The 24873-nt window shown below is 57.7% G+C and carries 22 protein-coding genes; 8 read left to right on the forward strand and 14 right to left on the reverse strand.

Going from position 1 to position 24873, the window contains the following annotated elements; genetic code table 11:
* Positions 1-29: 29 nt before the first annotated feature.
* The 7 genes from OQ273_RS04565 to OQ273_RS04595 all read right to left on the reverse strand — a co-directional run bounded on the left by OQ273_RS04565 (position 30) and on the right by OQ273_RS04595 (position 6657).
* Positions 30-2072 (reverse strand): ASKHA domain-containing protein, encoded by a 2043-nt coding sequence (locus OQ273_RS04565; RefSeq protein ID WP_267989286.1) that lies wholly within the window; start codon positions 2070-2072, stop codon positions 30-32.
* Positions 2073-2155: 83 nt separating this feature from the next.
* The gene (locus OQ273_RS04570; protein ID WP_267989287.1) at positions 2156-3103 is read right to left on the reverse strand and encodes a methyltetrahydrofolate cobalamin methyltransferase; all 948 of its coding nucleotides are present in this window, start codon (positions 3101-3103) and stop codon (positions 2156-2158) included.
* A 10-nt stretch (positions 3104-3113) separates the two neighbouring features.
* Entirely contained in the window at positions 3114-4022 is a 909-nt protein-coding gene (locus tag OQ273_RS04575; protein ID WP_267989288.1) for a methylenetetrahydrofolate reductase, read from the reverse strand.
* Positions 3982-4323 (reverse strand): virulence factor, encoded by a 342-nt coding sequence (locus OQ273_RS04580; RefSeq protein ID WP_267989289.1) that lies wholly within the window; start codon positions 4321-4323, stop codon positions 3982-3984. Before OQ273_RS04580 ends, OQ273_RS04575 begins: the two co-directional genes overlap by 41 nt.
* A gap of 179 nt (positions 4324-4502) precedes the next feature.
* Positions 4503-5147: an exopolysaccharide biosynthesis protein gene (locus tag OQ273_RS04585; RefSeq protein WP_267989290.1), complete on the reverse strand. Its 645-nt coding sequence runs from the start codon at positions 5145-5147 to the stop codon at positions 4503-4505.
* Between the two features lie 88 nt (positions 5148-5235).
* Positions 5236-5880: a DUF1638 domain-containing protein gene (locus OQ273_RS04590; protein WP_267989291.1), complete on the reverse strand. Its 645-nt coding sequence runs from the start codon at positions 5878-5880 to the stop codon at positions 5236-5238.
* Positions 5881-5955: 75 nt separating this feature from the next.
* Positions 5956-6657, reverse strand: coding sequence for a B12-binding domain-containing protein (locus OQ273_RS04595; RefSeq protein WP_267989292.1), 702 nt, complete (start codon positions 6655-6657; stop codon positions 5956-5958).
* Positions 6658-6998: 341 nt separating this feature from the next.
* On the opposite strand from OQ273_RS04595, the gene OQ273_RS04600 reads away from it, so the two are divergent.
* Positions 6999-8561 carry a trimethylamine methyltransferase family protein gene (locus tag OQ273_RS04600; RefSeq protein ID WP_267989293.1) on the forward strand — a complete coding sequence of 521 codons (1563 nt, stop codon included), beginning with the start codon at positions 6999-7001 and terminating at the stop codon, positions 8559-8561.
* Between the two features lie 41 nt (positions 8562-8602).
* Here the strand turns inward: OQ273_RS04600 and OQ273_RS04605 are convergent, their stop codons facing one another.
* Entirely contained in the window at positions 8603-8809 is a 207-nt protein-coding gene (locus OQ273_RS04605; protein ID WP_267989294.1) for a hypothetical protein, read from the reverse strand.
* Positions 8810-8860: 51 nt separating this feature from the next.
* On the opposite strand from OQ273_RS04605, the gene OQ273_RS04610 reads away from it, so the two are divergent.
* Positions 8861-9334 carry a hypothetical protein gene (locus OQ273_RS04610; protein ID WP_267989295.1) on the forward strand — a complete coding sequence of 158 codons (474 nt, stop codon included), beginning with the start codon at positions 8861-8863 and terminating at the stop codon, positions 9332-9334.
* On the opposite strand, the gene bmt is transcribed toward OQ273_RS04610, so the two are convergent.
* The 4 genes from bmt to OQ273_RS04630 all read right to left on the reverse strand — a co-directional run bounded on the left by bmt (position 9331) and on the right by OQ273_RS04630 (position 13531).
* Positions 9331-10359: a betaine--homocysteine S-methyltransferase gene (gene bmt, locus OQ273_RS04615; protein ID WP_267989296.1), complete on the reverse strand. Its 1029-nt coding sequence runs from the start codon at positions 10357-10359 to the stop codon at positions 9331-9333. The genes OQ273_RS04610 and bmt overlap by 4 nt on opposite strands.
* Positions 10360-10486: 127 nt before the next feature.
* Positions 10487-11548, reverse strand: a complete 1062-nt coding sequence (locus OQ273_RS04620) for a quaternary amine ABC transporter ATP-binding protein (protein ID WP_267989297.1) — start codon at positions 11546-11548, stop codon at positions 10487-10489.
* The gene (locus OQ273_RS04625; RefSeq protein WP_267989298.1) at positions 11541-12428 is read right to left on the reverse strand and encodes an ABC transporter permease; all 888 of its coding nucleotides are present in this window, start codon (positions 12426-12428) and stop codon (positions 11541-11543) included. Before OQ273_RS04625 ends, OQ273_RS04620 begins: the two co-directional genes overlap by 8 nt.
* 95 nt (positions 12429-12523) lie before the next feature.
* The gene (locus OQ273_RS04630; protein ID WP_267989299.1) at positions 12524-13531 is read right to left on the reverse strand and encodes an ABC transporter substrate-binding protein; all 1008 of its coding nucleotides are present in this window, start codon (positions 13529-13531) and stop codon (positions 12524-12526) included.
* A gap of 493 nt (positions 13532-14024) precedes the next feature.
* On the opposite strand from OQ273_RS04630, the gene OQ273_RS04635 reads away from it, so the two are divergent.
* Positions 14025-15701: an NAD(P)H-dependent oxidoreductase subunit E gene (locus tag OQ273_RS04635; protein WP_267989300.1), complete on the forward strand. Its 1677-nt coding sequence runs from the start codon at positions 14025-14027 to the stop codon at positions 15699-15701.
* 161 nt (positions 15702-15862) lie between these two features.
* Positions 15863-18652, forward strand: coding sequence for a formate dehydrogenase subunit alpha (fdhF, locus tag OQ273_RS04640; RefSeq protein WP_267989301.1), 2790 nt, complete (start codon positions 15863-15865; stop codon positions 18650-18652).
* 17 nt (positions 18653-18669) lie between these two features.
* Here fdhF and OQ273_RS04645 read toward each other — a convergent pair whose 3' ends face one another.
* A complete protein-coding gene (locus OQ273_RS04645; RefSeq protein WP_267989302.1) occupies positions 18670-19281 on the reverse strand; it encodes a DUF922 domain-containing protein in 612 nt (203 codons plus the stop codon).
* Positions 19282-19534: 253 nt separating this feature from the next.
* Here OQ273_RS04645 and OQ273_RS04650 point away from each other — a divergent pair, with 253 nt between their 5' ends.
* Positions 19535-20698, forward strand: coding sequence for an isobutyryl-CoA dehydrogenase (locus OQ273_RS04650; protein WP_267989303.1), 1164 nt, complete (start codon positions 19535-19537; stop codon positions 20696-20698).
* A gap of 30 nt (positions 20699-20728) precedes the next feature.
* Entirely contained in the window at positions 20729-21616 is an 888-nt protein-coding gene (gene mmsB, locus OQ273_RS04655) for a 3-hydroxyisobutyrate dehydrogenase (protein WP_267989304.1), read from the forward strand.
* A 343-nt stretch (positions 21617-21959) separates the two neighbouring features.
* Here mmsB and OQ273_RS04660 read toward each other — a convergent pair whose 3' ends face one another.
* On the reverse strand, positions 21960-22100 hold the full coding sequence (locus tag OQ273_RS04660; protein ID WP_267989305.1) for a hypothetical protein: 141 nt from the start codon (positions 22098-22100) through the stop codon (positions 21960-21962).
* Positions 22101-22312: 212 nt separating this feature from the next.
* Between OQ273_RS04660 and OQ273_RS04665 the strand changes: the two genes are divergently transcribed.
* Positions 22313-23770, forward strand: coding sequence for a cobyric acid synthase (locus tag OQ273_RS04665; RefSeq protein ID WP_267989306.1), 1458 nt, complete (start codon positions 22313-22315; stop codon positions 23768-23770).
* A 277-nt stretch (positions 23771-24047) separates the two neighbouring features.
* Positions 24048-24845: a GGDEF domain-containing protein gene (locus OQ273_RS04670; RefSeq protein WP_267989307.1), complete on the forward strand. Its 798-nt coding sequence runs from the start codon at positions 24048-24050 to the stop codon at positions 24843-24845.
* The last annotated feature ends 28 nt before the right edge of the window (positions 24846-24873 follow it).

The raw sequence follows: 24873 nt of genomic DNA on the forward strand, positions 1-24873 counted from the left end.
CAGGTCACAAGTCGTCTGATGGCGGTATTTCAGCCGCGGCGGCGGCGTCTGCGCCCGGTCGTTGCTTCGCCTGCAGCCGGCTGTTTAGCCTTTGGCGGCAAGGTGACCGTCTCGGCGAGCCTCGGGAATGGATCGATCTTGTTTGGCAAGGCCATGGCGTTGACGAAGTGCTCCTGGAATTTGGGCTCCAGTGCAGTTTCGATCTTTTCGATCGCGGTCACGGTTTGCTCGATTTCGCGTCGGTAATCGCGGTTCAGCAGAGCCATGCGGGCACCGGTTCCGGCCGCGTTGCCCACTGCTTTGACCTTGTCCAGATCACAATCAGGTACAAGACCGAGGACCATCGCGTATTTCGGGTCGATGAAAGATCCGAACGCACCGGCAAGGCCGATGCGATCGACTTGGTCGACGGATTGCTTGTCCATGAGAAGTTTGATGCCGGCATAAAGCGCAGCCTTGGCAAGCTGGATCGCGCGGACATCGTTCTGCGTGATGGTGAGCGGCGTCTCGCCTTCCCAAAGAATATAGGAGAAGGTCCGACCATCCTCGACAATGCGTTTTGACCTGGCAGCAAGCGACCCGTCGATCACGCCGTCTTCGGTGATGATGCCGGCGAGATACATCTCGGCAATCACCTCGATGATGCCCGATCCGCAGACACCGGTCACGCCTGTTTTTTCGGCCTGAGCGGCAAAGTCCGGTTCATCCGACCAGGGCTCTACGCCAATGATGCGGATGCGCGGCTCGAGGGTTTGCGGATCGATCCGCACGCGTTCTATTGCGCCGGCGGCAGCGCGCTGGCCGCAGGAGATTTCAGCACCTTCAAAGGCGGGGCCGGTGGGCGAGGAGGCGGCGACGACGCGGCTTTGGTTGCCCAGCACAATTTCCGCATTGGTGCCGACATCGACCAGCAGCATCATCTCGTCCTGCCGGTGCGGTCCCTCGCTCAGCGTTGCCGCTGCCGCGTCCGCGCCGACATGGCCGGCGATGCACGGCAGCATGTAGACGCGGGTGCCGTGGTTGAGCGCGAGATTGAGGTCGGAGGCCCAGCTATGAACAGCACCCGATACCGCAAGGGCGAACGGCGCGCCGCCGAGTTCCGTCGGATCTATGCCGAGGAACAGGTGATGCATGATCGGGTTGCCGACAAAGACCGCATCCAGAATGTCCACGGGGTCGACTCCGGCTTCGGCGCAGAGTTCCTCGATCAGGCCGTTCAGTACGTTATGCACGGCATTGGTCATTGCCTCGCAGCCGTCGGGGTTCATCATGACGTAGGACACGCGGCTCATCAGATCTTCGCCGAACCGAATCTGAGGATTCGACGCGCCGGCCGATGCAATCGTCAGGCCGGAAAGGAGTGATGACAGGTGCATCGCAATCGTTGTCGACCCGATATCGCAGGCAATCCCGTAAGCCTCGTTTTTCAAGCCGGGATAAAGGGCGATAAGAGACGGACGGGCCGTGTCCATATCTCTATGAATCGCAGCTGTCACGGACCACTTGCCCTGCCGCAGGATCTTCTGCACCCGCGGCAGGAGATGCTGGTCGACAATGATGTCGGAAAAACCCCAATCGCGCTCCAGCGCGGTCTTCAAACGATCGAGATCACCGAGCGGCTTGTGCATGTCAGGCTCTTCGACCTCGACATAACACATCTGGATTGCCGGATTGCGTTCTATGAGCCGTGTGTCGGCAGCCTTACGCACGATCTGGGCGTTGACCTGAACGTCCTGCGGGATGTCGACGACAAGGTCTCCCTCTATGGTCGCCGAACAGGACAGACGTCTGCCGTCCTTCAATTCGCGTTTCTCGGCATAACGCTTTTCCTTCGCGCCAAAGGCCGAGATATGGGTGTCGGCAGATGTGACGCCGTGCTTGGCGAAATGGCCTTCCTGAACCTCGATCTGGCAGCGACCGCAAATGCCGCGCCCGCCGCAGACGCTCTCGACATAAACGCCGAGTTGGCGTGCGGCCTCAAGAACTTGCGTGCCTTTCTTGAAGCGGCCACGACGGCCGGACGGCATGAAGAGGACGAGGGGGTCCTTGTCGCTTTCAGCCTGTCGGTTCATGTCCGGCCGTCCTTCCTGGATCCTGCGCGATTGCTGCATTTGCCCATGAGGCCGGGTTTGCCCGGCCCGTGAGGCTGTGCGGTTCAGGCGCGGGCGCGTCGTCCGCCGCGGCGGCGGCCGCCGTTTGTTGCGGCAGCGGCCACGGCTCCATCCGGAGCGGAAGCATTCGCCGGCGCGCGGTCACGATAGGTCATAATCCAGTTCTGGCAGTTGGGGTCGGTCGCGTTCAGGACATTGGCACCATGAACCATTTCCATTTCCTGCGGCCTGCAGGGGTTCATAATGGCCGATGTCATGCCGGATGCTATGACCATCGGTATAAATGCGGCGTTGATCGCGTGACGATGCGGCAGGCCGAAAGAGATATTTGAAAGGCCGCAGGTGGTGTTGACGCCGAGCTCGTCGCGCAGCCTGCGAACGAGCTTGAAAACCTGCTGACCAGCCGTTCCCATTGCGCCAATCGGCATCACCAGCGGATCGACGACAATATCCTCGGCCTTGATGCCGTAGTCGGCAGCATGCTCCACGATTTTCTTGGCGACTGCGAAACGGACGTCCGGGTCTTCGGAAATACCGGTTTCGTCATTTGATATCGCGACAACCGGGACATCGTATTTTTTGACCAGCGGCAGGATCGCCTCCAGCTTTTCCATCTCGCCGGTCACCGAATTGACCAGTGGCCTGCCCTTGGCGACTTCGAGACCGGCTTCGATCGCGCCGGTTACGGAGGAGTCGATCGAAAGCGGGACATCGACGAGGTCCTGCACGATACCCAGCGTCTTGACCAGAAGCGCCGGTTCCGTTGCATTAGGGTCCACAGCGGTGACGCCTGCATTGACATCGAGCATCGTCGCACCGGCGGCAACCTGTGCGAGGGCGTCCGACTTGACCGTCTCGAAATTGTCGTCCTGCATCTCGGCGGCCAGCTTCTTACGGCCGGTCGGGTTGATGCGTTCGCCAATGACGCAAAAGGGCTGATCGAAACCGATAACGATTTCCTTTGTCGCGGAAGCAACGATTGTGCGGGCCATATGTCAGTCCTCAAAACTGCGCTGTTGATGACGTAGAAGGATATAAAGATGTCTTTATATCCCATGTTCCGCGATCTTCAAGCCACTCCGAGGTTTTTTTCAACCCGCCAAAGGCAAACACATGAATCTGCCGGATTGGTGTTGCCGCGCCACTTAACACGTGCGTCTCGATGGGCCCGACAACATTTTCCGGCGAGTGCGAGGTTGCCAGTGTTGTTAGAGACAGGGCGTTCTTCTTTAAGAACGATACAGAGTTTCCGACACCGCACATGGCGGCGAACTTCAACAGTGTCGTGATTTTCGCCGGACCCGCGACACCGAGATGCACGGGAAGGTCGATCCCGTGGCCCTTCAGGCTATCTGCCCATGAAATGAATTTTTGCGCATCGAAACCGAATTGCGTGACGATGCGAAGTTGTGCATCGCTGCGCTCGGCGAAAGATTTTTTCAACCGCAGCGCTGCAACAGCTACTTCCTCGGAAAAGTCGGGGCTGCCTTCCGGGTGACCGGCAACGCCGATCGAGGACACACCGTATTTGTCGAAATATCCGGTTTCAAGCACCTCCATCGTGGAAGAGAACTCCCCGGCCTGGCGTTCCAGCCCTCCGCCGATAACCAGCACATTGTTGACACCGGCCTCTTCGCTCATGCGCTTGATACGGTCTTCCAGGACAGGGCGGGTCGTCAGCCTGCGGGAGGCAAAATGCGGGACCGGTTCAAAACCCAATTCCCGCAACCTGCGCGCGGCGGCAACCAGCGTATCCGTCGTGTCGGTGCCGACATCCGTCACATAGACATGGGTTCCCTTTGGGAACAGGTTCGGCAAGTCGGCTGATTCCACAGCCTGACGCGGCGCAACCTCAATGGATGCCGCTATCTTATCCGGTCGCGCCGGCTTCATTTCCACCACTGTCGTCATCGCTGCCGGCTCTCCCACCCGAGTTTACGAGGTCTACAAGGCGTTCCTTGGTGTAGCTTTCTTCCAGATAGGCGGCGGCTTTGTCCGCCTCCGTTTCCAGATCGTCGGAGACCGGCTGTGGATCGCCGCGGCGCCACTGCGCCAGATAATCATCCGTTTCGTGGGCGCCGGAGCGCATCGCACACATGTCGATGGCTTCGGTAAAGCGCAGCGACAATTCGCGTTTTGCGCTCTTGCGGCCCTTCCGGACGATGATCTGGGCGGGAATGTCGCGCCAATAAACGGTGATCAGATCAGCCATTCACAGTCTCCTTGTAACATAAGATGGTGTTAATCGGTTTTCCTGGCTATCTGCGCGACGACGCGCACCAAGTTTAAAAACGACGTCAGTGCTGCGAATCTATATAAAGCGTCGCCGCGATCGGCAAAAGCCAGGTCGCGCGAAACGTTTATGCGCAGTCATATGGGGCAAATGTGGGATCAAACCACCGAATTGAAGATGGCGGTTGTCAAAAACAGTACAAAGGAGAAAAGAAGCGTTGCGATGATGCCGATGATCGAGCCGACGGCCAGACAATTTCCGTCCTGCTCCGTGTGAGCCAGTCCGATGGTTGCGATGGCGAAGGCCGGGAGCCAGTTTCCAAACGGAATGGGAACAACCACGATAAAGGCAAGAAAAAGGATATAAAGTCCAAAAAGCCGTTCCGTCAGATCGCTTCTTAGCGGCCAATGACGCGGGCGTACCCAGGCCTCCATCCATTTGAGCCAGGGATCGCACCGTTTGACGATCTTTTGCAGCGTTTTCTTTTCCAGCGAATAGTTGGCAAGGCGTTCGGGCAGCCAAATCTTGTTGCGCCCGGCAACGATCTGCCAGGCGATGACAATCAGCGGCAGGCCGAGAACTAGTGTTGCGCCGGGTGGCAACGGTATGAGGTTGGGGATTGAGAAGACAAGCAGGAAAGCACCGAACGAGCGCTCATCAAGCGCTTCGGCAAGCTGGCGCAGTGTGACGCGCGGACCTGCCTCGTCAGCAAGCCGATTAAGCAGGGCGGAAAGGCTCTCGGTATGTTTATGGTCGTCAACGGAGATAACTGAAACCGAACCTTTTGCCGATCTGTCGCTCAACTCGAACCCTCTTTGTTCCCGCCCACACATAGACGGCGAGGGCATGCAAGATGAAACATGTGGGCCTTCCACGAGGTTTTGGCAAGAGTCAAATCACCGGGTCCGGCTTCGTTGCTGCCGGGACGGCCGCCATAAGAGCGCCACGAAGGTCGCCGTAGCCGGTAAAACGGTACTCGTATTCCAGGCCGAGATACTCGGCTGCCTGTCTGGCCTTTTCCTGCAGTTCCTGATCTGCCTTCTGGGACAGGTACACCAGCTTGCGGTAGTTGCCGAAATACATGTCCCGAAGTTCGGGATGCCGGTCGAGGGCAAGCGGTTCAACGATGAAGGCCTCAAATTGACGGGCCAGAAAGTCCGTCAGAAAGAATGCGTCGATATCGTCATCCCACGTCTCGAATTTCTCGTTGCCGGCGAAGAATGAATAGCAGTGCGGGCCGGCAATCCTGCCGACGTCTTCCTCTTCGCACACCCTGTCGAGCATACCGCCCGTTCCGCAATCGGCGTAAGCGACATAGATATTGCTGAAACCCTCCTCGCGCGCCTCCCGTATCGCGGCCTGGACGCCGGGCGCTATCTTTTCGGGATAAAGATGCCACTTGGCCGGGAGGCAGACCAGGTCGATATGGGTGAGCCCGTTTGCCTCGCAGACCGCCAGGATTTCGCGTGCGATGGCTCCGCACCCGATGATGCGGACGGGGAGGGCCTCTTGCACTGATGTCGCGGTCTCGGACATGGCGATGCCTATACCCCAAAACTCAAAAGGCGGCCATCCGGCCGCCTATGGATGTGTACAGATTGACACAAAATTTTACCCCGCGTCGGCCATGGAATTGTGCTTGCGCTTCATGAATTCCTTTGCCGTTTCGACGGCGACAGCTGCATCGCGGCAATAGGCGTCTGCACCCACCGCCATGCCGAATTCCTCGTTAAGCGGCGCTCCGCCGACGAGCACGATATGATCGTCTCGGATACCCTTTTCCTTCATCGTGTCGATCACGACCTTCATATAGGGCATGGTGGTTGTCAAAAGCGCCGACATGCCGACGATATCAGGCTTGTGTTCGTCGATGGCTTCCAGATAGTTCTCGACCGCATTGTTGATGCCGATATCGATGACGTCGAAGCCGGCCCCTTCCATCATCATGCCGACAAGGTTCTTGCCGATATCATGAATGTCGCCCTTGACGGTCCCGATAACCATTTTCCCGAGCTTCGGGGCGCCTGTTTCTGCCAGCAAGGGGCGTAGAATGGCCATTCCGGACTTCATCGCATTGGCTGACAGCAGAACCTCCGGCACGAATAGGATACCGTCGCGGAAATCTTCGCCGACAATACGCATGCCCTCGACAAGGGCCTGGGTCAGAACATCGTAAGGGACCCAACCGCGGTCCAGCAGAATCGTCGTTCCCTCTTCGATTTCCTCCTTGAGGCCGTCATAGAGGTCGTCATGCATCTGCTGCACGAGTTCGTCGTCGGAGAGTTCGGACAAAATTATTTCGTCGTCAGACATCGGCGTTCCCTCGAGGCTAGCGATTGTCTCGCCTTTTTTGAACCACGTAAGTGCTTATGCTGACAAGTGTTATGAGGAAAAAACATAAGCTGTGGCTTCTTAAAAACGACGCCACGCGATCTGAAAAGCGACCAACGGATAACAGTTGCGGTTGGGTGGGCGCGGATCGGTGGCCTGTCCTGTCGCCAGAGCGTCACGGCTTGGCGCATAGAGAAAGGCAGCGAAAGGGCTGTGGGCTAGCATGAATGGGGATGGTTTGCTGACGCTGGTCGGCCGCGCGAGGCGAGAAAAAGACTGTTGCGATATCATGGATTGTGCCAGGGGCACGAAAGGTAACCGGTATGGAAGCTGAAAATCGTGAAGAAGGCCGCCGGTCAGGCAGGCGCGGCAGTGGTGGTGCCGCCGCACGTCGCGCGGCACGTAGCGCGGCTGGTCCGGGCGAGAAGCATTATTACATTCAGCGCAAGATCCGCGAGTATGAAGTGCTGGATGAGGAGGCGCTTGCCCTTATCGAGGCCAATGCCGAGACGGTGCTTGAAGAGATCGGCATCGAGTTCCGCGACGATGCGGAGGCCATTGCGCTTTGGCGCGAGGCCGGCGCCGACATCAAGGGCGAGCGGGTGCATTTTCCAAAAGGCCTTTGCCGCTCGCTTTTGAAAACAGCGCCGCAGGTCTTTACACAGCATGCCCGCAATGCGGCACGCTCGGTGCAGATTGGCGGCAAGGCAACGGTATTCGCGCCCGTGTACGGACCGCCTTTCGTGCGTGATCTTGATGGTGAGCGGCGTTACGCCACGATTGAGGATTTCCAGAACTTTGTGAAGCTGGCCTATATGGCGCCGTCAATGCACCATTCGGGTGGCACGGTCTGCGAGCCGGTGGATGTGCCGGTCAACAAGCGTCACCTAGATATGGTCTATGCGCATATGCGCTTGTCCGACAAGCCGTTCATGGGCTCGGTGACGGCGCCGGAGAGGGCGCAGGACACAGTCGACATGTGCAAGATCCTGTTCGGGGCCGACTACGTTGATCAGAACTGCGTCGTTATCAATCTGATCAATGCAAACTCGCCGATGGTGTTTGACGACACGATGCTCGGTGCGGCGAAAGTCTATGCGCGCAACAACCAGGCATGCATTGTCTCGCCCTTTATCCTGGCGGGCGCCATGAGCCCGGTTACTGTTGCCGGCACGTTGACGCAGGTGCTTGCCGAGGTGCTTGCCGGGGCATCGTTTACGCAGCTCGTACGTCCCGGCGCGCCGGTGCTTTTTGGAACCTTTGCGGCCTCCATTTCCATGCAGTCGGGTGCGCCGACCTTTGGCACGCCGGAGCCGTCGCTGGTGTCCTATGGCGCTGCGCAGCTTGCACGCCGGCTCGGATTGCCGTTCCGCACGGGTGGTTCGCTATGCGCATCAAAGCTGCCCGATGCACAGGCCGCACAGGAAAGTGCCAACACGCTGAACATGACGCTGCTTGCCGGAACCAATTTCGCTTTGCATTCGGCCGGTTGGCTGGAGGGCGGCCTGGTGTCGTCCTACGAGAAATTCATGATCGACGTCGACCAGCTCGGCATGATGCAGAAATTTGCCGCCGGCGTTGATATCTCCGAGGATGCTCAGGCGATGGATGCGATCCGCGAGGTTGGGCCGGGCAGCCACTACCTTGGCTGTGCGCATACCCAATCGCATTTCCAGACGGCTTTTTATCGCTCGCCGCTGGCCGACAACAATTCGTTCGAACAGTGGCAGTCAGAAGGCGAAAAACGTATGGAGGTCCGGGCAAACGAGCTTTGCAGGCAGTGGTTGAATGCCTATGAGGCCCCGGCCTTGGATGAGGGCGTCAATGACGGCCTGCGCGACTTTATCCACCAGCGCAAGGAAGCCATGCCGGATGCGTTCACGTGAAAGGGTGCGGATGATGCACGCGCCAAGGTGGCTCGCCTTATTCACCGGGACGTATGGCGCTCTGCCTTTCGTGAGGATGAGTCATGAGCGATCATCGACATTGGCACGCGGTTGATGGGCTCTATGAGCGCATTGACACAGCCCTGCGGGAAAGGGGCCTCATGGCGCGCGGCGGTGTCCAGTTTGCGGATGTTGCCGATCCGGCCCTTTGTGTGACAGGCTTCAGCACCATCATTTTGGCCGGTCATGCCGGGTCTTCCTTCTGGCCGCAATTTGAACGTTTCCGTCAAAAGCGCCGCATGGCCGACCCGCTGGATGCGTGGTCGCGCCGCATCGGTGAAGAAATTGAATCGGAATTTGGCTGTAAGGCGTTCTATCCATTTGAAAAACCATGGTGGCCGTTCCAATCCTGGATCAATGCTGCTGAAGGGCTGAAGCCTTCTCCATTGGCCATCCTCATCCATCCCGAATACGGGCTTTGGCATGGTTATCGCGCTGCGTTCGGGTTCCGGGAGGCGATTGCGCTCCCAGAGCCGGCGGAGCTTAATCATGCATGTGATGATTGCGCGGAAAAACCATGTTTGTCGGCCTGCCCGGCACACGCCATTGCTCCGGATGGCTTCGACCTTCCGAGGTGCCGGTCACATCTTTCTACGGATGACGGCCGGCAAGGCTGCATGCAGTTTGGTTGTCTGGCGCGCAATGCCTGTCCGGTCGGCGAGGCCTACCGGTATAAACCCGCACAATTACGCTTTCACATGGATGCGCTCTAGCTCGCCTGAGCGCGCCTGCGTCCGCGCCGCTCGCGTCTTTGCGGTGCACTGTCATTGGCAGCTTTGTTCCGCATTGGTCCGATGCGCTCGACAATTTCTTCAACAGTCGGGCGGGCCGCCTTTTCATGTGTATCGATCGCTGTCCGCATGGCGCGCAGATGGTCGCAGGATGTGCCGCAGCAGCCGCCGATAATCAGGGCGCCGGCGTCTATAGCCAAGCGGGCATAGTCCGCCATCAGCGGTGGGGTCCCGGAATAGTGGATTTCGGAGCCCTTGAACTCCGGGATACCGCAATTGCCTTTGACGATAATGGTCTGTTCCGGCGCGGCCTCACTCATATCGAGCAGTGAGGCGAGGATATCCGACGCACCGACCCCGCAATTGGCTCCAACGGCAACCGGAGCGTCCACGCTGTCATCGACGACATTGTGGATGTCTTTGGGATGCAGGCCCATCATCGTCTTGCCGGCCGTGTCGAATGATCCGGTATAGGTGTATGGCATGCCACATTTGTGCGCGGCTTCAGCCGCAGCCCGGATTTCCTCGGGTGCCGACATGGTTTCGATCCAGGCGATTTCCGCCCCGCCTGCCTTCAAACCCTTTATCTGCTCCACAAAGGCGTCTACCGCATCTTCATAGCTGAGTGCGCCGAGCGGTTGCAGCAATTCGCCGGTCGGTCCAACCGAGCCGGCGACAATGACACGCCGGTCTGCCTTGCCAGCAACTTCGCAGGCGATTTCCGCCGCGCGGCGGTTGAGTTCAAATACCCGGTCCTGGGCGTGATGGAGTTTCAGGCGGTGCCGGGTGCCACCAAAGCTGTTGGTCAATATGATATCAGCGCCGGCATCGACAAAATCCTGATGCAGCTTGAAGATCTTCTCCGGCGAATCCTCATTCCAGAGTTCCGGGGCTTCGCCCGATTCAAGCCCCATGGCAAACAGGTTGGTGCCTGTCGCGCCATCGGCGAGCAGGACGCCCTTTTCGGCAATGAGGTCGGCAAGCGGATTGGTTGATCCGGTGGACATGGTGCGCTTCCTGTTAAGGTGATTAACGTAACGATATAAAGATATCTTTATATTGAAGCAATCAAGAAATTCTAAATGCAAAGAAAAAAGGCGGCCCCGAGGCCGCCTTTTTCCAGCTTTTCCGGCCTTATTCCGCAGCCATGGCGTCCTCGTGGCTGACAGGTGTCACCATGGCTGCGATCACCTCGTGGATATCCACCGCGCCGACCGGCGCCCCGCTCGCATCGGTCACATGGGCTTGAGCGACGTTGGCGTCGGTCATGGTTTTTGCTGCCTCTTCCAGCGTGGTGCCGAGCGGGATGCCCATACCTTCGGCGGCCCCATCGAAGGGCTTCATGATCGTCTCGATGAGGATCACGCGGCCCCGGTTCACTTCCCTGACGAAGTTCGAGATGTAGTCGTCAGCCGGGTTGAGCACGATGTCCTGACCTGTTCCCTGCTGTACGACTTCACCATCGCGAAGGATGGCGATCTTGTCGCCAAGGCGCAGCGCTTCATCGAGATCGTGGGTGATGAAGACGATGGTCTTGCGAATCTCCTTTTGAAGATCGAGGAGGACCGACTGCATGTCCATGCGAATAAGCGGGTCAAGCGCCGAGAATGCTTCGTCCATGAGCAGGATCGGAGCATCGTTTGTCAGCGCTCTTGCAAGACCCACGCGTTGCTGCATGCCGCCGGAGAGCTGATTGGGGTAGTTGCCTTCAAAACCACTGAGGCCAACCCGGTCGATCCAGCGCTGCGCCCGCTCAAGCTGCTCGGAACGCGAGACGCCCTGAACCTCAAGCCCATAGACTGAATTGTCCATCACAGTGCGGTGCGGCAGCAGGGCAAATTTCTGAAACACCATTGCCGTTTCGTGACGGCGGAACTCACGCAACTGGTTGGGATTCATCTTGCAGACGTCATCATCGCCGACGAGCACCTCGCCTGAGGTGGGGTCGATCAGGCGGTTGATGTGCCGGATCAATGTCGACTTGCCGGAACCGGACAGGCCCATGACGACCTGGATACCACCGGCCGGCATGTCGATGTTGATGTCTTTCAGGCCCAGTACATGACTGTGCTTTTCATTAAGCTCGGTCTTGGTCATGCCTCCTTTGACAAGATCGATGAACTTTTCCGGCGTCTTGCCGAAAATCTTGTAGAGGCTGCGGACAGAGATGCCCGGGCTTTCCTTCGCATCAGCCATGGACGACCTCCTGGTGTTTCTGCAGACGCTTGCCGAATGCCTGGCTTGTTCTGTCAAAGATGATAGCGATGCCGACGATCGCCAGACCGTTGAACACGCCTAGCGTGAAATACTGGCTATTGATGGCCTTGAGCACCGGTTGGCCGAGGCCTTGAACACCGATCATGGACGCAACAACCACCATGGCGAGCGCCATCATGATGGTCTGGTTGATGCCGGCCATGATAGTTGGCAGCGCAAGCGGCATCTGAACATTTTTCAGCCGCTGCCAGTTGGATGAACCAAAGGCGTCCGCGGCTTCCAGCACGTCCTTGTCGACAAGGCGGATACCCAGATTGGTCAGGCGAATGATCGGTGGAATGGCGTAGATGACCACCGCAATCAGACCCGGAACCTTGCCGATGCCAAGCAGCATGACCACCGGAATAAGATAAACGAAGCTCGGCATGGTCTGCATGACATCGAGGATCGGATTTATGACAGCCTGCACCCTGTCCGACCGGGACATGATGATGCCGATCGGGATGCCGATAAAAATTGCCAGTATCGTACACACGAAGATCATGGAGATGGTCTTCATCGTGTCTTCCCACATATCGAAATAGCCGATCAGAAGCAGGGTAACGACTGTTCCGACAACGATCTTGATATTGCGGCTCGCAAACCAGGCGATCAGCGCTATCGCGAGGATGATGATCGGCCATGGCGTCTCAGTCATCAGATCCTCGGACCAGATGAGAAATTGTTTGAGTGGTTCGAAGAACAACTCGATATATTCGCCATATTCTCGTGTGAAGCTTCTAAAACCGTCGTCGATCGCCTTCTTCAGCGCGCGCAGACTTGCCCCGTTCATGCTCGGAAATTCGATAAGCCATTCCATTTTGTGGTCCCTTCCAGCCCCGCAGGTGGACGCTTTTTCTTGTTTTTGTCGTTCCTAGCAAGAAGCCCGGCGGTTTTCGCCGGGCTTCGCAATTTCTAAGAGTTTGCCAGGTAGTTCTTGACCTTTTCGGCGGCCTCAGGGGTCACCCACTTGGTCCAGATTTCTTCCTGGTTCTCAAGGAAGTAACGTGCACCTTCCTCGCCGGTCGCCTGGTTTTCGACCATCCATGCAAGAAGGCCGTTGACGGTCTTGTTACTCCAGGAACGGTTGGACAGATAGTTGTAGGCGGTGCCTCCGCGTTTCTGGAACTCGTCGGTTACGACGGTGTAGACTTCCGATTTCGGCCATGCGTTCGGCTTCGGATTTTCGCAATCGAGCTGGGACGTGCAGTTATCCCACTCTTCCTTGCTGTGGGGAACGCCAAAACCAAGGCGCACCATCTCGTATTTTCCGAGGATGGCGGTTGGCGCCCAGTAGTAGCCGAGCCAGCCCTGATTACGCGAGAAGGCCTTGGCGATCGAGCCGTCCAGTCCGGCAGCCGAGCCTGTGTCGACCAACTGGAAGCCCTTGTCTTCAGCCTCGTAGGCCTTGAACAGATTACCGGTGGAAATCTGGCAGTTCCAGCCCGACGGGCAGTTATAGACACCGCCCTTGTCCGGATCTTCCGGATCGGGGAAGAGGTCCGGACGTGCCAGCGCATCGTTGATCGTTTTGATCTCAGGATAGGCTTCGACGATATAATTCGGAACCCACCAGCCTTCAACGCCGCCATCGGCAAGCGATTCCGCGGCAATGTGCAGGCGGCCTTCCTTGACGGCGGCATCGACGGCGTCACGGAATGCGTTGATCCACAGCTCGGGCGCGACGTCCGGCTGGCCTTTCTCGTTCATTGAGGTGAAGGTGGGCATTGTATCGCCCGGTACCATTTCCGCGTCGCAACCGTAGCCTTCGGAAAGGATGATCTGGTCGACATTCGCCAGCACTTCGGCCGACTGCCAGTTCATCTCCGCAATCGTAACCGTACCGCATTCTTCAGCGGATGCGGCGTTGGCGAAAAACATCATTCCTGTGGCAAATAGCGACGAAGCAATCAGCTTCTTCATTTTTTAAGGTCTCCCGTTTTGCAGCGTCTTAAATATGTCACGCCCTGGTGCTCCACTGCAAAACACCAAGCCGTTTTTCCTTTCACAGGCCGATCATGCCCCGAGCTCACGACCTGTTGTCCCCTCCGGCCTTTGCGACCGTTACGAGCATAGAAAAGCAACAAAAAGGCAGGCAATGGTCTTTTTGCGACATGCTGCAAGCTTATGTTGTTTCCCAGTGGGGTTAAAGCTCAAAATTGGACGTCCGGAACAACTTGCAACATGGTAACTAAACTGGTTTTTTTTGTGTTTGACTCTGAATGATTTGATGCTGAATCAAAAAATCTGATATCTCGAAAGCGACACACGTTTCCATTCCACCTTGGGGACAGTGCCGGTCTTGCGACGTTTCATTGCCGCAATCGGGCTGGCCTTTGCCCGGACAAGCGGTCTATATGCATTGGAAATTCGGGGCTTTGTTCCGCTCCGGTGGCAGACCCAGGGGTGGCGGAAAATGAATCAGCATGTGAATGTCAAGCGTCGTGATCGCGGTCCGAAGGGGCGATCCCTTGACGACACCGCGTTCGAGGAAATGCGCGGGCTTTTCGAAGGCGAAAACCTGCGACGCGATCTGCTCATCGAATATCTGCATCGGGTGCAGGATACCTATGGATGTCTGTCCGCAGCGCACATACGGGCGCTTGCGGAAATGATGAAGCTGCCTCAGGCCGAGATTTACGAGGTGGCGTCTTTCTACGATCATTTCGATGTCGTGCGGGAAAATGAAGATCCGCCGGCGCCCCTGACGGTGCGGGTATGCGACTCCCTGTCCTGCATGATGGCCGGATCCGAGGCCGTGATATCCGCGCTCAATGACGGTGCGGATCCCTCATTTATGCGGATCGTGCGCGCACCGTGCATGGGTCGCTGCGACACCGCCCCTGCAGCGCGGGTTGGCAACCGGGAGGTGGATCACGCATCGGCTGACGGGCTGCTCAAGCTTGCCGGCGAGGGCGGTTTCGATGCGATCATTCCTGACTATGTCAACCTCTACGCCTATCAGGAATATGGCGGTTACGGGACTTACGAAAGGGTAAAATCGGGAGAAATCCCGATCCAGTCGCTTCTCGACGCCTTGTCAGACGCAGGGCTGCGCGGCCTTGGCGGCGCGGGATTTCCTGCCGGCAAGAAATGGGGCTTTGTCCGGTCCTATGACGGCCCGCGGCTGATGACGATCAACGGCGACGAGGGCGAACCTGGAACGTTCAAGGACCGGTATCTGCTGGAGAGCGATCCGCATCGCACGCTCGAAGGTGCGTTGATCGCCGCACATGCCGTTGAGGCTGAACGTGTCTATTTTTATATGCGCGACGAATATCCGGCTGTTCTTGAGATCCTGCGAACGGAAATTGCGGCCCTTGAGGCAGCAGAACTCATCGAGCCGGGTTTTATCGAGCTTCGACGCGGCGCGGGCGCTTATATCTGCGGCGAGGAAAGCGCCATGATCGAAAGCATCGAGGGTAAACGCGGACTGCCGCGCCATCGCCCGCCCTATATTGCTGAAGTTGGTCTCTTCGGCAGGCCAACGCTTAACCATAATGTCGAAACGCTATGGTGGATTCGCGACATTATCGAAAACGGTGCCAAGTGGTTTGCCGATCAAGGCAAGCCAGATCATCCGGGGCCTCGATCCTGGTCGGTTTCCGGGCGGGTTAAGGAACCGGGAGTTAAATTGGCACCGGCCGGTGTCACGATCCGTGAGCTTATCGATGAGTATTGCGGCGGCATGGCAGACGGGCACGTCTTTAAAGCTTATCTGCCGGGCGGTGCGTCGGGCGGGATTTTGCCGGCCGGTTTTGACGACGTTCCACTGGATTTTGGCGGCAAGCTCGCCGAACTCGATGCATTTGTCGGCTCGCATGCCGTGGTTGTGTTGTCTGACAAGGACAGTGTGAAGGACGCAACGCTCAATCTGTTGAAGTTCTTCAAGCATGAAAGCTGCGGCCAGTGCACACCTTGCCGGTCGGGCACCGAGAAAATGGTTGCACTTCTTCAAAAGGACGGTCCGCTGGATGAAGTGGCCATCAGGGATCTGGAAGCCGTTATGCGCGATGCGTCAATCTGCGGGCTTGGTCAGGCGGCGCCCAATCCGGTCAATCATCTGCTGACCCATTTCAGGGATGAGCTTTGATCGTGAAACGCTGGAGGCGTGTGCGGCAACCACATTGTCGCATTATCTGTTCCACCCCGCATTACATCTTGCCCTTTGCCGGTTGGCGCGGCAAATAATGTGGTGTTGCCGAGTGTTTTCCGTGGCGCTGGAGATGGTGCGCCTGCCGAGGTTGAATTGAGATGACGGATATTACCTTCAAGCTTGACGGCAAGACCGTCACCGCCAGAAGCGGCGAGACGATCTGGGAGGTTGCCAAACGCGAAGGTACGCGCATTCCACATCTTTGCCATCTCGACAAACCCGGCTACAGGCCTGACGGGAATTGCCGTGCCTGCATGGTTGATGTCGAGGGCGAACGCACGCTGGCCGCATCATGTATAAGGCAACCAAGCGATGGCATGGTTGTTCACACCGATACCGAAAGGGCGGAAAAATCGCGCCATATGGTCTTTGAACTGTTGGCCAGCGATATGCGCGAACCGGAAGAAGGCCCGGACAATCAGTCGGAGTTCTGGAACTGGGCAGGTACCATGGGCATTGGCGGCTCGGACCGGTTTCCCTCCAAATTCGCAGATGAGGGGATGGACACCGGCTTCGATATCACCAACCCGGCCATTGCCGTCAATCTGGAGGCCTGCATTACCTGCGGCGCCTGCGTGCGGGCCTGCCGGGAAGTCCAGGTGAACGATGTGATCGGCATGGCCGGACGCGGCAATCATTCCGTTCCGGTGTTCGATATCCACGATCCGATGGGGCTTTCAACCTGTGTGACCTGCGGGGAGTGCGTACAGGCCTGTCCGACGGGCGCGTTGTTTGAGAAGACGCTGCTGGATGAGGAGAACAAGACCCGCGCTGTGCAGGAATTCGACAAGGTGGTCGACAGCGTCTGCCCGTTCTGTGGTGTCGGATGCCAGACAAGCGTTGCCGTCAAGGACAATCGTATTGTCCAGGTCGACGGGCGCAACGGACCCGCGAATGAGAACCGCTTGTGCGTCAAAGGCCGTTTCGGTTTTGACTATGTGCATTCGCCCGACAGGCTGACCAAACCGCTGATCCGCCGCGACGATGCGCCGAAAGCCGGCGATATCGACCTGCGCGATGTCGACCCGCTGACCGTCTTCCGCGAGGCAAGCTGGGAAGAGGCTCTGGAAAGAGCCTCATCCGGGATCAAGACCATACTGGACCGTGATGGCGGAGCGGCGCTTGCCGGTTTCGGATCCGCCAAGGGATCCAATGAGGAAGCCTATCTGTTCCAGAAGCTTATACGCGAAGGCTTCGGTACGAATAATGTCGATCATTGCACCCGGTTGTGCCACGCGTCTTCAGTCTCTGCGCTTCTCGAAGGTGTCGGGTCCGGTGCGGTGTCCGCGCCGTTCACGGACGCAATGAAGGCAGACTGCATCATTGTGATCGGCGCGCGGCCGGCGACAAACCATCCCGTTGCCGCAACCTATTTCAAACAGGCCGTCAAGCAGGGCAAGCAGCTGATCATCATGGATCCGCGGCGGCAGAACCTTATGCGTCACGCCACCCATGCGCTGCAGTTCAAGCCCGGCAGTGATGTTGCTATGCTCAACGCGTTGCTCAATGTCATCGTTACCGAAAAACTCTACGACGAGCAGTATATCCAGGCGAATGTCTCCGGTTTCGAGGCACTGAAAGAGAAGGTCAAGGACTTTACGCCTGAGGCCATGGCGGAGGTCTGCGGGGTGGACGCTGAGACGTTGCGCACCGTTGCGCGTGTTTACGCGACTTCGGAGCGTTCGATCATTTTCTGGGGCATGGGCGTTTCCCAGCACACGCACGGCACGGACAATTCGCGCTGTCTGATCGCCCTGGCGCTGACAACGGGCCATGTGGGCCGGGAAGGCACCGGCCTTCATCCGCTGCGCGGCCAGAACAATGTTCAGGGTGCCTCGGATGCCGGCCTCATTCCGATGTTTTTTCCCGATTACAAATCCGTCGAAAACGTCGATATCAGGAGCAATTACGAAGACCTGTGGGGGCGCTCGCTCGATCCTGTGAAAGGATTGACGGTTGTTGAGATCGTCGACGCGATCCACGACGACGTGATCAAGGGCATGTATATTATGGGTGAAAACCCGGCGATGTCGGACCCCGACCAGCTTCATGCCCGGGCAGCGCTCGCCAAGCTGGAGCACCTTGTTGTGCAGGATATCTTCCTGACGGAAACGGCTTGGCATGCCGACGTTGTTTTTCCGGCATCAGCCCATGCCGAGAAGCTTGGAACCTACACCAATACGAACCGCCAGGTGCAGATCGGCCGGCCGGCGCTGGACCTGCCTGGCGAAGCGCGCCAGGACTGGGAGCTCATTGTCGACCTTGCCAAGGGCATTGGCCTCGATTGGGCCTATCGCGACATTTCTGAGGTTTACGACGAGATGGCGGCTGTCATGCCTTCGCTCAGGAATATTCCCTGGGAAAGAATCGAGCGGGAAGAATCGGTGACCTATCCGGCGGATGCGCCGGATAAACCCGGCAATGAGGTGATTTTCCGGGAAGGATTTCCGACTGCGGACGGCCGCGGGAAAATCGTTCCGGCCGATCTTCTACCCCCCGACGAGGTTCCGGATGAACAGTATCCGATGGTGCTGACGACAGGCCGGCTGCTTGAGCACTGGCACACCGGCGCCATGACACGGCGCTCCGGTGTTCTCGACGAGATCGAACCGCAGGGCATCGCGGTCATGAACCCTTACGAGATTGAACGCCAGGGTCTGGCTGCGGGCCAGATGGTTTCCGTGGAGACGCGACGCGGTGTTGTCGAAGCAGTGCTGCGTGCCGACAGGGAAGTTGCGGACGGGATGATCTTCATGCCGTTTTGTTTTAACGAGAGCCCTGCAAACAGGCTGACGAACCCGCAGCTCGACCCGTACGGGAAGATTCCGGAGTTCAAATATTGCGCGGCGCGTATTGAAAGCATGGAACAGGCTGACGCTGCAGAGTAGGCGGCCTTAAAGCGCCGTTAGCTCAGATAGCCGAGCGAACGCAGGCGCCGCTCGATGGCCTCACGTTCGGCTGCGTCGAAGGCGCGCTGCTCGTTGTTGTGCTGTTCGAACATGGTCCGGAAAGTCATCCGCGCTTTTGTCATCAATTGGCGGCAGGTTTTCTGCGGCGGTATGGCAACCAGGGCTTCCTCGATCAAGCGAGAGTGCTTCTTGGAGATTTCAACATGCTGTTGCTCGTGCCATACGACATGCCGGCTGAGTGCCTCGAAGGCTGAGCGGGTCCTGCCGTCGGCCCTGTTGAGTTCCGACCATTCGGGCAGGGTCACCAGTAGATCAAGATCGATATCGGCACTTTCAATCCGGCATGTATCACCTTCTCGAACTGTTTTGACCTTGGGTGTCATTTTGGTCTCGGTCGTACCGATCGCATGGCCGTTCTGCGGCCCCCGGCGGGCGATCTGCTCGTTGATCTGTTCCACGGTGGTGCCGGGAACCTTGTAGTAGACGGTTGTCAGCCCCGAGCTCGTGCTGGTGCAGGCCGAAAGCGCCATAAGGCCCGCCACAACCAGGATTGTTCGGCCCGTTCCCAGACCTGTCCCGAGCTTCCTGTCTTTGATGTTGCGGCGCATCAACTCTGTGCTCTCCCCATTGTGCTTAAGACGAGCTGTGCACAAGTTTGCGGAAAAATCGTGTCAGGTACAATATATGTCGGGCAAAATTCACCAGCCCGGCGGCCGGAGATGTCAAAAATGTCACATCGCCCTTTACCGGATGGCGGAAAAATGGTTCATGAAATGAACGGTCGTTTGTTTTGTTGATATGTCGGATGGCTGTGGAGCGCGACTTCAGCGCCCGCGTCGTTGAATGTCAGGGAGAAGGACAATGGATGCAGTTGTCGAAACGCAGCAGGAACGCTTCGGGCTGACAGAGGAGCAGCGTGCGATACAGGATATGGTCACGTCCTTTGCTGAGGATCGCGTGGCACCTTTCGCTGTGGAATGGGATCAAAAGAGACATTTTCCCCAGGACGTGGTGCGTGAAACCGCTCCGCTCGGTCTTGGCGGCATCTATGTCCACGATGATGTCGGGGGCTCTGCACTTGGACGGCTGGATGCCGTTGTCATATTCGAGGCGCTTGCCAAGGCCTGCCCGGCATTTTCCAGCTTCATCTCCATTCACAACATGGCGGCATGGATGATCGACCGGTTCGGTTCGGATGAACTGCGCCAACGTTTTCTTCCGGGGCTGACATCGATGGAGCAGATTGCCAGCTATTGCCTGACCGAGCCGGGCTCGGGCTCGGATGCGGTGGCCCTCAAGACGCGGGCGGTGCGCGATGGCGACCATTATGTCATCAACGGCGCCAAGCAGTTCATATCGGGCGCCGGCGTCAACGATATCTACGTTACCATGGTCAGGACCGGCGAGGACGGCCCCGGTGGCGTCTCTGCCCTTGTCATTCCCAAGGACGCGCCGGGACTGTCTTTTGGGGCGCCGGAGACCAAGATGGGCTGGCATATCCAGCCGACCGCGCAGGTCATTTTCGACAATTGCCGTGTGCCGGTTGAAAACCGCATCAACGATGAGGGTATGGGTTTCAAGATCGCTATGGCCGGTCTTGATGGCGGACGGTTGAATATCGCCGCCTGTTCTCTCGGCGGTGCGCAGTCAGCGTTTGAGAAGGCCATCGCCTATACGGCGGAGCGGCAGGCATTCGGCAGGACCATTAATCAGTTCCAGGGTCTTCAGTTCAAGATGGCCGATATGGCGACAGAACTCGAGGCATCGCGCCTGATGCTCTATGCCGCGGCTGATCGGCTCGACCGGAAGGCCTTTGATGCAACGACATGGTCGGCCATGGCCAAACGCTATGTGACGGATACCGGGTTCAAGGTCGCAAACGATGCATTGCAACTGTTCGGCGGCTACGGTTATCTGGCCGATTATGGCGTCGAGAAACTGGTCCGAGATCTACGGGTTCACCAGATTCTTGAAGGCACCAATGAAATCATGCGGGTTATCATCGCGCGTCAGCTCGGCCGCTGACGGACCGGTTGCATAAAGGCGGGAACAAACATGACCAATATCGCATTCATCGGCCTTGGAAATATGGGTAATCCAATGGCGGCCAATCTCGTAAAGTCAGGCCTGAACGTGACGGGCTTTGATCTTGTCGCCGGCAATCTGAGCCAGGCAGAAGCCAATGGCCTTGCCATAGCATCGACAGCCGCTGCCGCTGTCGATGGCGCCGATGTGATCATTACGATGCTGCCGGCGGGCGCGCATGTGCTGTCCGTCTATGAGGAGATTCTCCCGTATGCAAAGCCCGGAGCACTGCTGATCGACTCGTCCACGATCGATGTGGAGAGCGCACGGCAGGCGCATAAGATGGCGGCGGACAGGAAGATGCTCTCGGTGGATGCACCGGTTTCCGGTGGCGTCGGTGGGGCGGAGGCCGGCACGTTGACATTCATGGCGGGTGGTTCAAAGGAGGCCTTCGCGCTGGCCGAGCCGATCCTCGATCCGATGGCCGGTCGCGTTGTCTATTGCGGCGATGGCGGCGCCGGGCAGGCCGCAAAGATCTGCAACAACATGATCCTCGGCATATCCATGATCGGTGCCGGAGAGGCTTTTGTTCTTGCCGAAAAGCTCGGCTTGTCGCATCAGGCGCTGTTTGACGTGGCATCGACATCGTCCGGCCAGTGCTGGTCCATCAACACTTATTGCCCGGTTCCGGGGCCGGTTCCGACATCGCCGGCCAACAATGATTACAAGCCCGGCTTTGCCGCAGCGCTGATGTTGAAGGATCTGAAGCTGGCTCAGGAAGCAGCGCAAAGCGCCGGTGCTGTCACACCGCTCGGTGCGAGTGCTTTGCAGCTCTATGGTCTTTTCAATGCTGCCGGTGAGGGAGGGACCGATTTTTCCGGAATCATCAATCTGCTGCGCGGCGAAGAAAAAAAATGAAACAAAAGTGCCGAATTTAGTTTTGATTAAGGTCTCAATAACCGTCCGGTAACGTTATTCCCCTAGAACAGTCCTGCGGCGGGAACACCGCCGACGGCTCCGGATCAGGTACTGCGTACCGGGGTGTCTGCGATCTTCGTGCGTATCAACGAAGGGCCGCGTGTTTGGTGGCCGTGCCGCGCCAAGGGCTTCCCGAAGCGCGGTTGTCGCGTATCCGAATCTCTCTTCCCTTGCAATTTCCAGGCGTTTCAGGCTGCCCGGTTCCCTATGATCGCACGCACTGAATCAGAAAGACCGTCCCAGTTTGTGACGGGGACGGCCTTGGTCTCGTTCCGTCAGTCGGTTATCCGGCCGAATAGGTCCTGATCCATGCGGTCGCCGAGGCCACCAGACTGCGATTTGAAGCTTCATTTTTGCGCGCATTGTCGGCAACGCCGTTCCATGCAATGTGCACGCCGTCATTCTTGTTGAAAATATACAACATCGCCAAATTCCTTAGTTGAGGTTACAGCGCACAGGGGTGCTGTTATCGCCCATATAGTTGTGAAGCGAGTGCATTGGAATATCTAAATCCGTCACTGGATATTCTCTCTGCGCCTTCGCTGAACACACGTGACGCACATGCACGTGCAGCAAGCTTTCGGGTTTGAAATTGGCGCTAGGCAGTCGCCGGCATCGGTGATACTCAGACCGGCCATGACACGGGCACTTATGCTTCAGGGAACCGGATCGGATGTCGGCAAGACAGTGCTTGTCGCCGGCCTGTGCCGCCTCGCTGCCAACCGGGGCCTGAAGGTTCGGCCCTTCAAGCCGCAAAACATGTCAAACAATGCCGCCGTTGCCGACGATGGCGGAGAAATCGGCCGCGCACAGTGGCTGCAGGCGCTTGCCTGCCGGGTCGAGCCTTCCGTGCATATGAACCCGGTTTTGCTCAAGCCACAGTCGGAATGCGGTTCGCAAGTGGTGGTTCATGGCAAGGTCCGGGGCCAGGCGCGGGGCCGCGATTATCAGCAACTGAAGCGCGGCCTTCTCGAAGCCGTCATGCAAAGCTGGGATGCCGTCCGGCGCGATGCCGACCTCGTCATCGTCGAGGGTGCGGGCTCTCCTGCGGAAATCAACCTGCGCGCCAATGATATCGCCAATATGGGTTTTGCGACGGCGGCCAATGTGCCGGTCGTCCTTGTGGGCGATATCGACAGGGGCGGGGTCATAGCTTCACTGGTGGGCACCCACCGGATCCTCGCAGACGAGGACCGGAACATGATCCGCGGTTACCTCATCAACAAGTTTCGCGGTGACGTTTCGCTTTTTGAAGACGGCATCGCACGCATCGGCGAGTTTACCGGATGGCCCTGTTTCGGAGTCATTCCGTGGCTGGAAGAAGCCGGGCGTCTTCCGGCCGAGGATTCCGTGGTGCTGGAACGCATGGCGCGGGGCAAGGGGACAGCTCTGAAAGTCGCTGTTCCCGTGCTTGACCGTATCGCCAATTTTGACGATCTCGATCCGCTACAAGCCGAAGCCGATGTGGATGTGGTTATGGTGCGCGGCGGCGACGACCTGCCAGAGGATGCCGGGCTTGTCGTCATTCCGGGATCGAAATCCACCATTTCCGATCTTGCTGCCTTTCGTCGCAACGGCTGGGATATGCAGCTTAAAGACCATATTCGCCGTGGCGGCCATGTCGTCGGTATTTGCGGTGGATTGCAGATGCTCGGCCGTAAGGTCTTTGATCCGGAAGGCATCGAAGGTCCTGATGGCGAAGCCGATGGCCTCGGCCTTCTTGATATTGAAACTGTGCTGGAACCTGAGAAAACGGTTCGCAATGTCAAGGCGCATAGCGCGATCTTCGACGCCGCGATGTCGGGGTACGAAATTCATCTTGGCCGGACCGAAGGGCCTGATTGCAACCGTCCCTTCTGTTTTATCGATGGGCGTCCGGACGGCGCCATATCGGGCGATGGACGGGTCGGCGGAACATATCTTCACGGTCTCTTTGGCGCGGATGCATTTCGCCGCCGGTTTCTTTCAGGCTTCGGTATTGCTGCTGACGGACTGGATTACCGGGCGCATGTGGACGAGGCGCTTGATGCAATCGCAACGCGTCTGGACAGTCTGATCGGACCACACTTGCCCGGCTTTAAAGAGCTTTCTTAACAATCCGCTAACTCTCTTTCATAAACCGGTGTTTGTCTTTTCACGCTATTGTGTAGGTAGTTTGCGCGACCGAAATGAAAATCGGCTCGCGTCCATACCTATCTAAGGTGTGGAAACAGCTGACCCGGACTGACCGGTGAAGCAGGTGAATGATTGTTGCATTGCCTTTGGGCTGGCACTCGCTTTGCTGCAGGTGCAGATCTGTTGTGATCATCCCAAAGGCAGGTCCGGGCGACAAAGCCGGACGAGATGGTGTATCGCTTTTGTGGAGATCAGGGTGACTAACCCGGGTTTGACTTTATTTGGTGTCGTAAAAAGCAGACTGCGCGCGGTCGTTGCCCGCTCGCTGTTGCTTCTGGTCGGAATCGTCATTCTGGCGCAGGGCGTCAACGCCCATTTCATGCCGCCGCTCACCGGTCCGGATTTGCTGGCCGACATCATACTTTGCCTTAAGATCACGCTGGTTGTTGCTGTTCCCTTTGTTCTTTATGTCGTCACGCTTCAGACACGTGCGGATATGCTGGCTGAACATTTTCGCATGCTTTCAAGAACGGATGCGCTGACAGGCCTTTTGAACCGACGCGCTTTTGTCGAATCCCAAAAAATGTCGAAGGATCAAGGAAGGAGAAAAGGACATTCAAAACGGGCTGACAGCAGGGCGCTGCTGGTAATCGACCTTGATCATTTCAAGCAGGTCAACGATCAATTCGGACATGATGCCGGTGATGCCATCCTGGTTCAGGTGGCCGATCTGTTCCGCATCAATCTGCGGGCCGACGACGTTGTCGCGCGGCTGGGCGGTGAAGAATTTGCCGTGGCCTTGCAACGCGGAACCGTCCAGGAGACATGGAATGTCGCACAGCGCCTGCGCCAGGCGGTTGAACGCAATGTGTTCATCTACGGTGAAAACGAAATCCGGCTGACAATCAGCGTCGGCGTCGTTCGCTATGAGGGCGGCAAGTGTTTCGAAACCGCGCTGCGACAGGCCGATCTGCTGACCTATAAATCCAAGAAGGACGGGCGCAACCGCGTCAGCTATGTCGACAACAAGTCAGGACTGGCCGCTGCCGCATAGAGGGGACATGTCCTTTCGGTCCTAAACA

The sequence above is a fragment of the Hoeflea prorocentri genome (genome assembly GCF_027944115.1).
In the GTDB taxonomy this organism is placed as follows: Bacteria; Pseudomonadota; Alphaproteobacteria; order Rhizobiales; family Rhizobiaceae; genus Hoeflea_A; species Hoeflea_A prorocentri.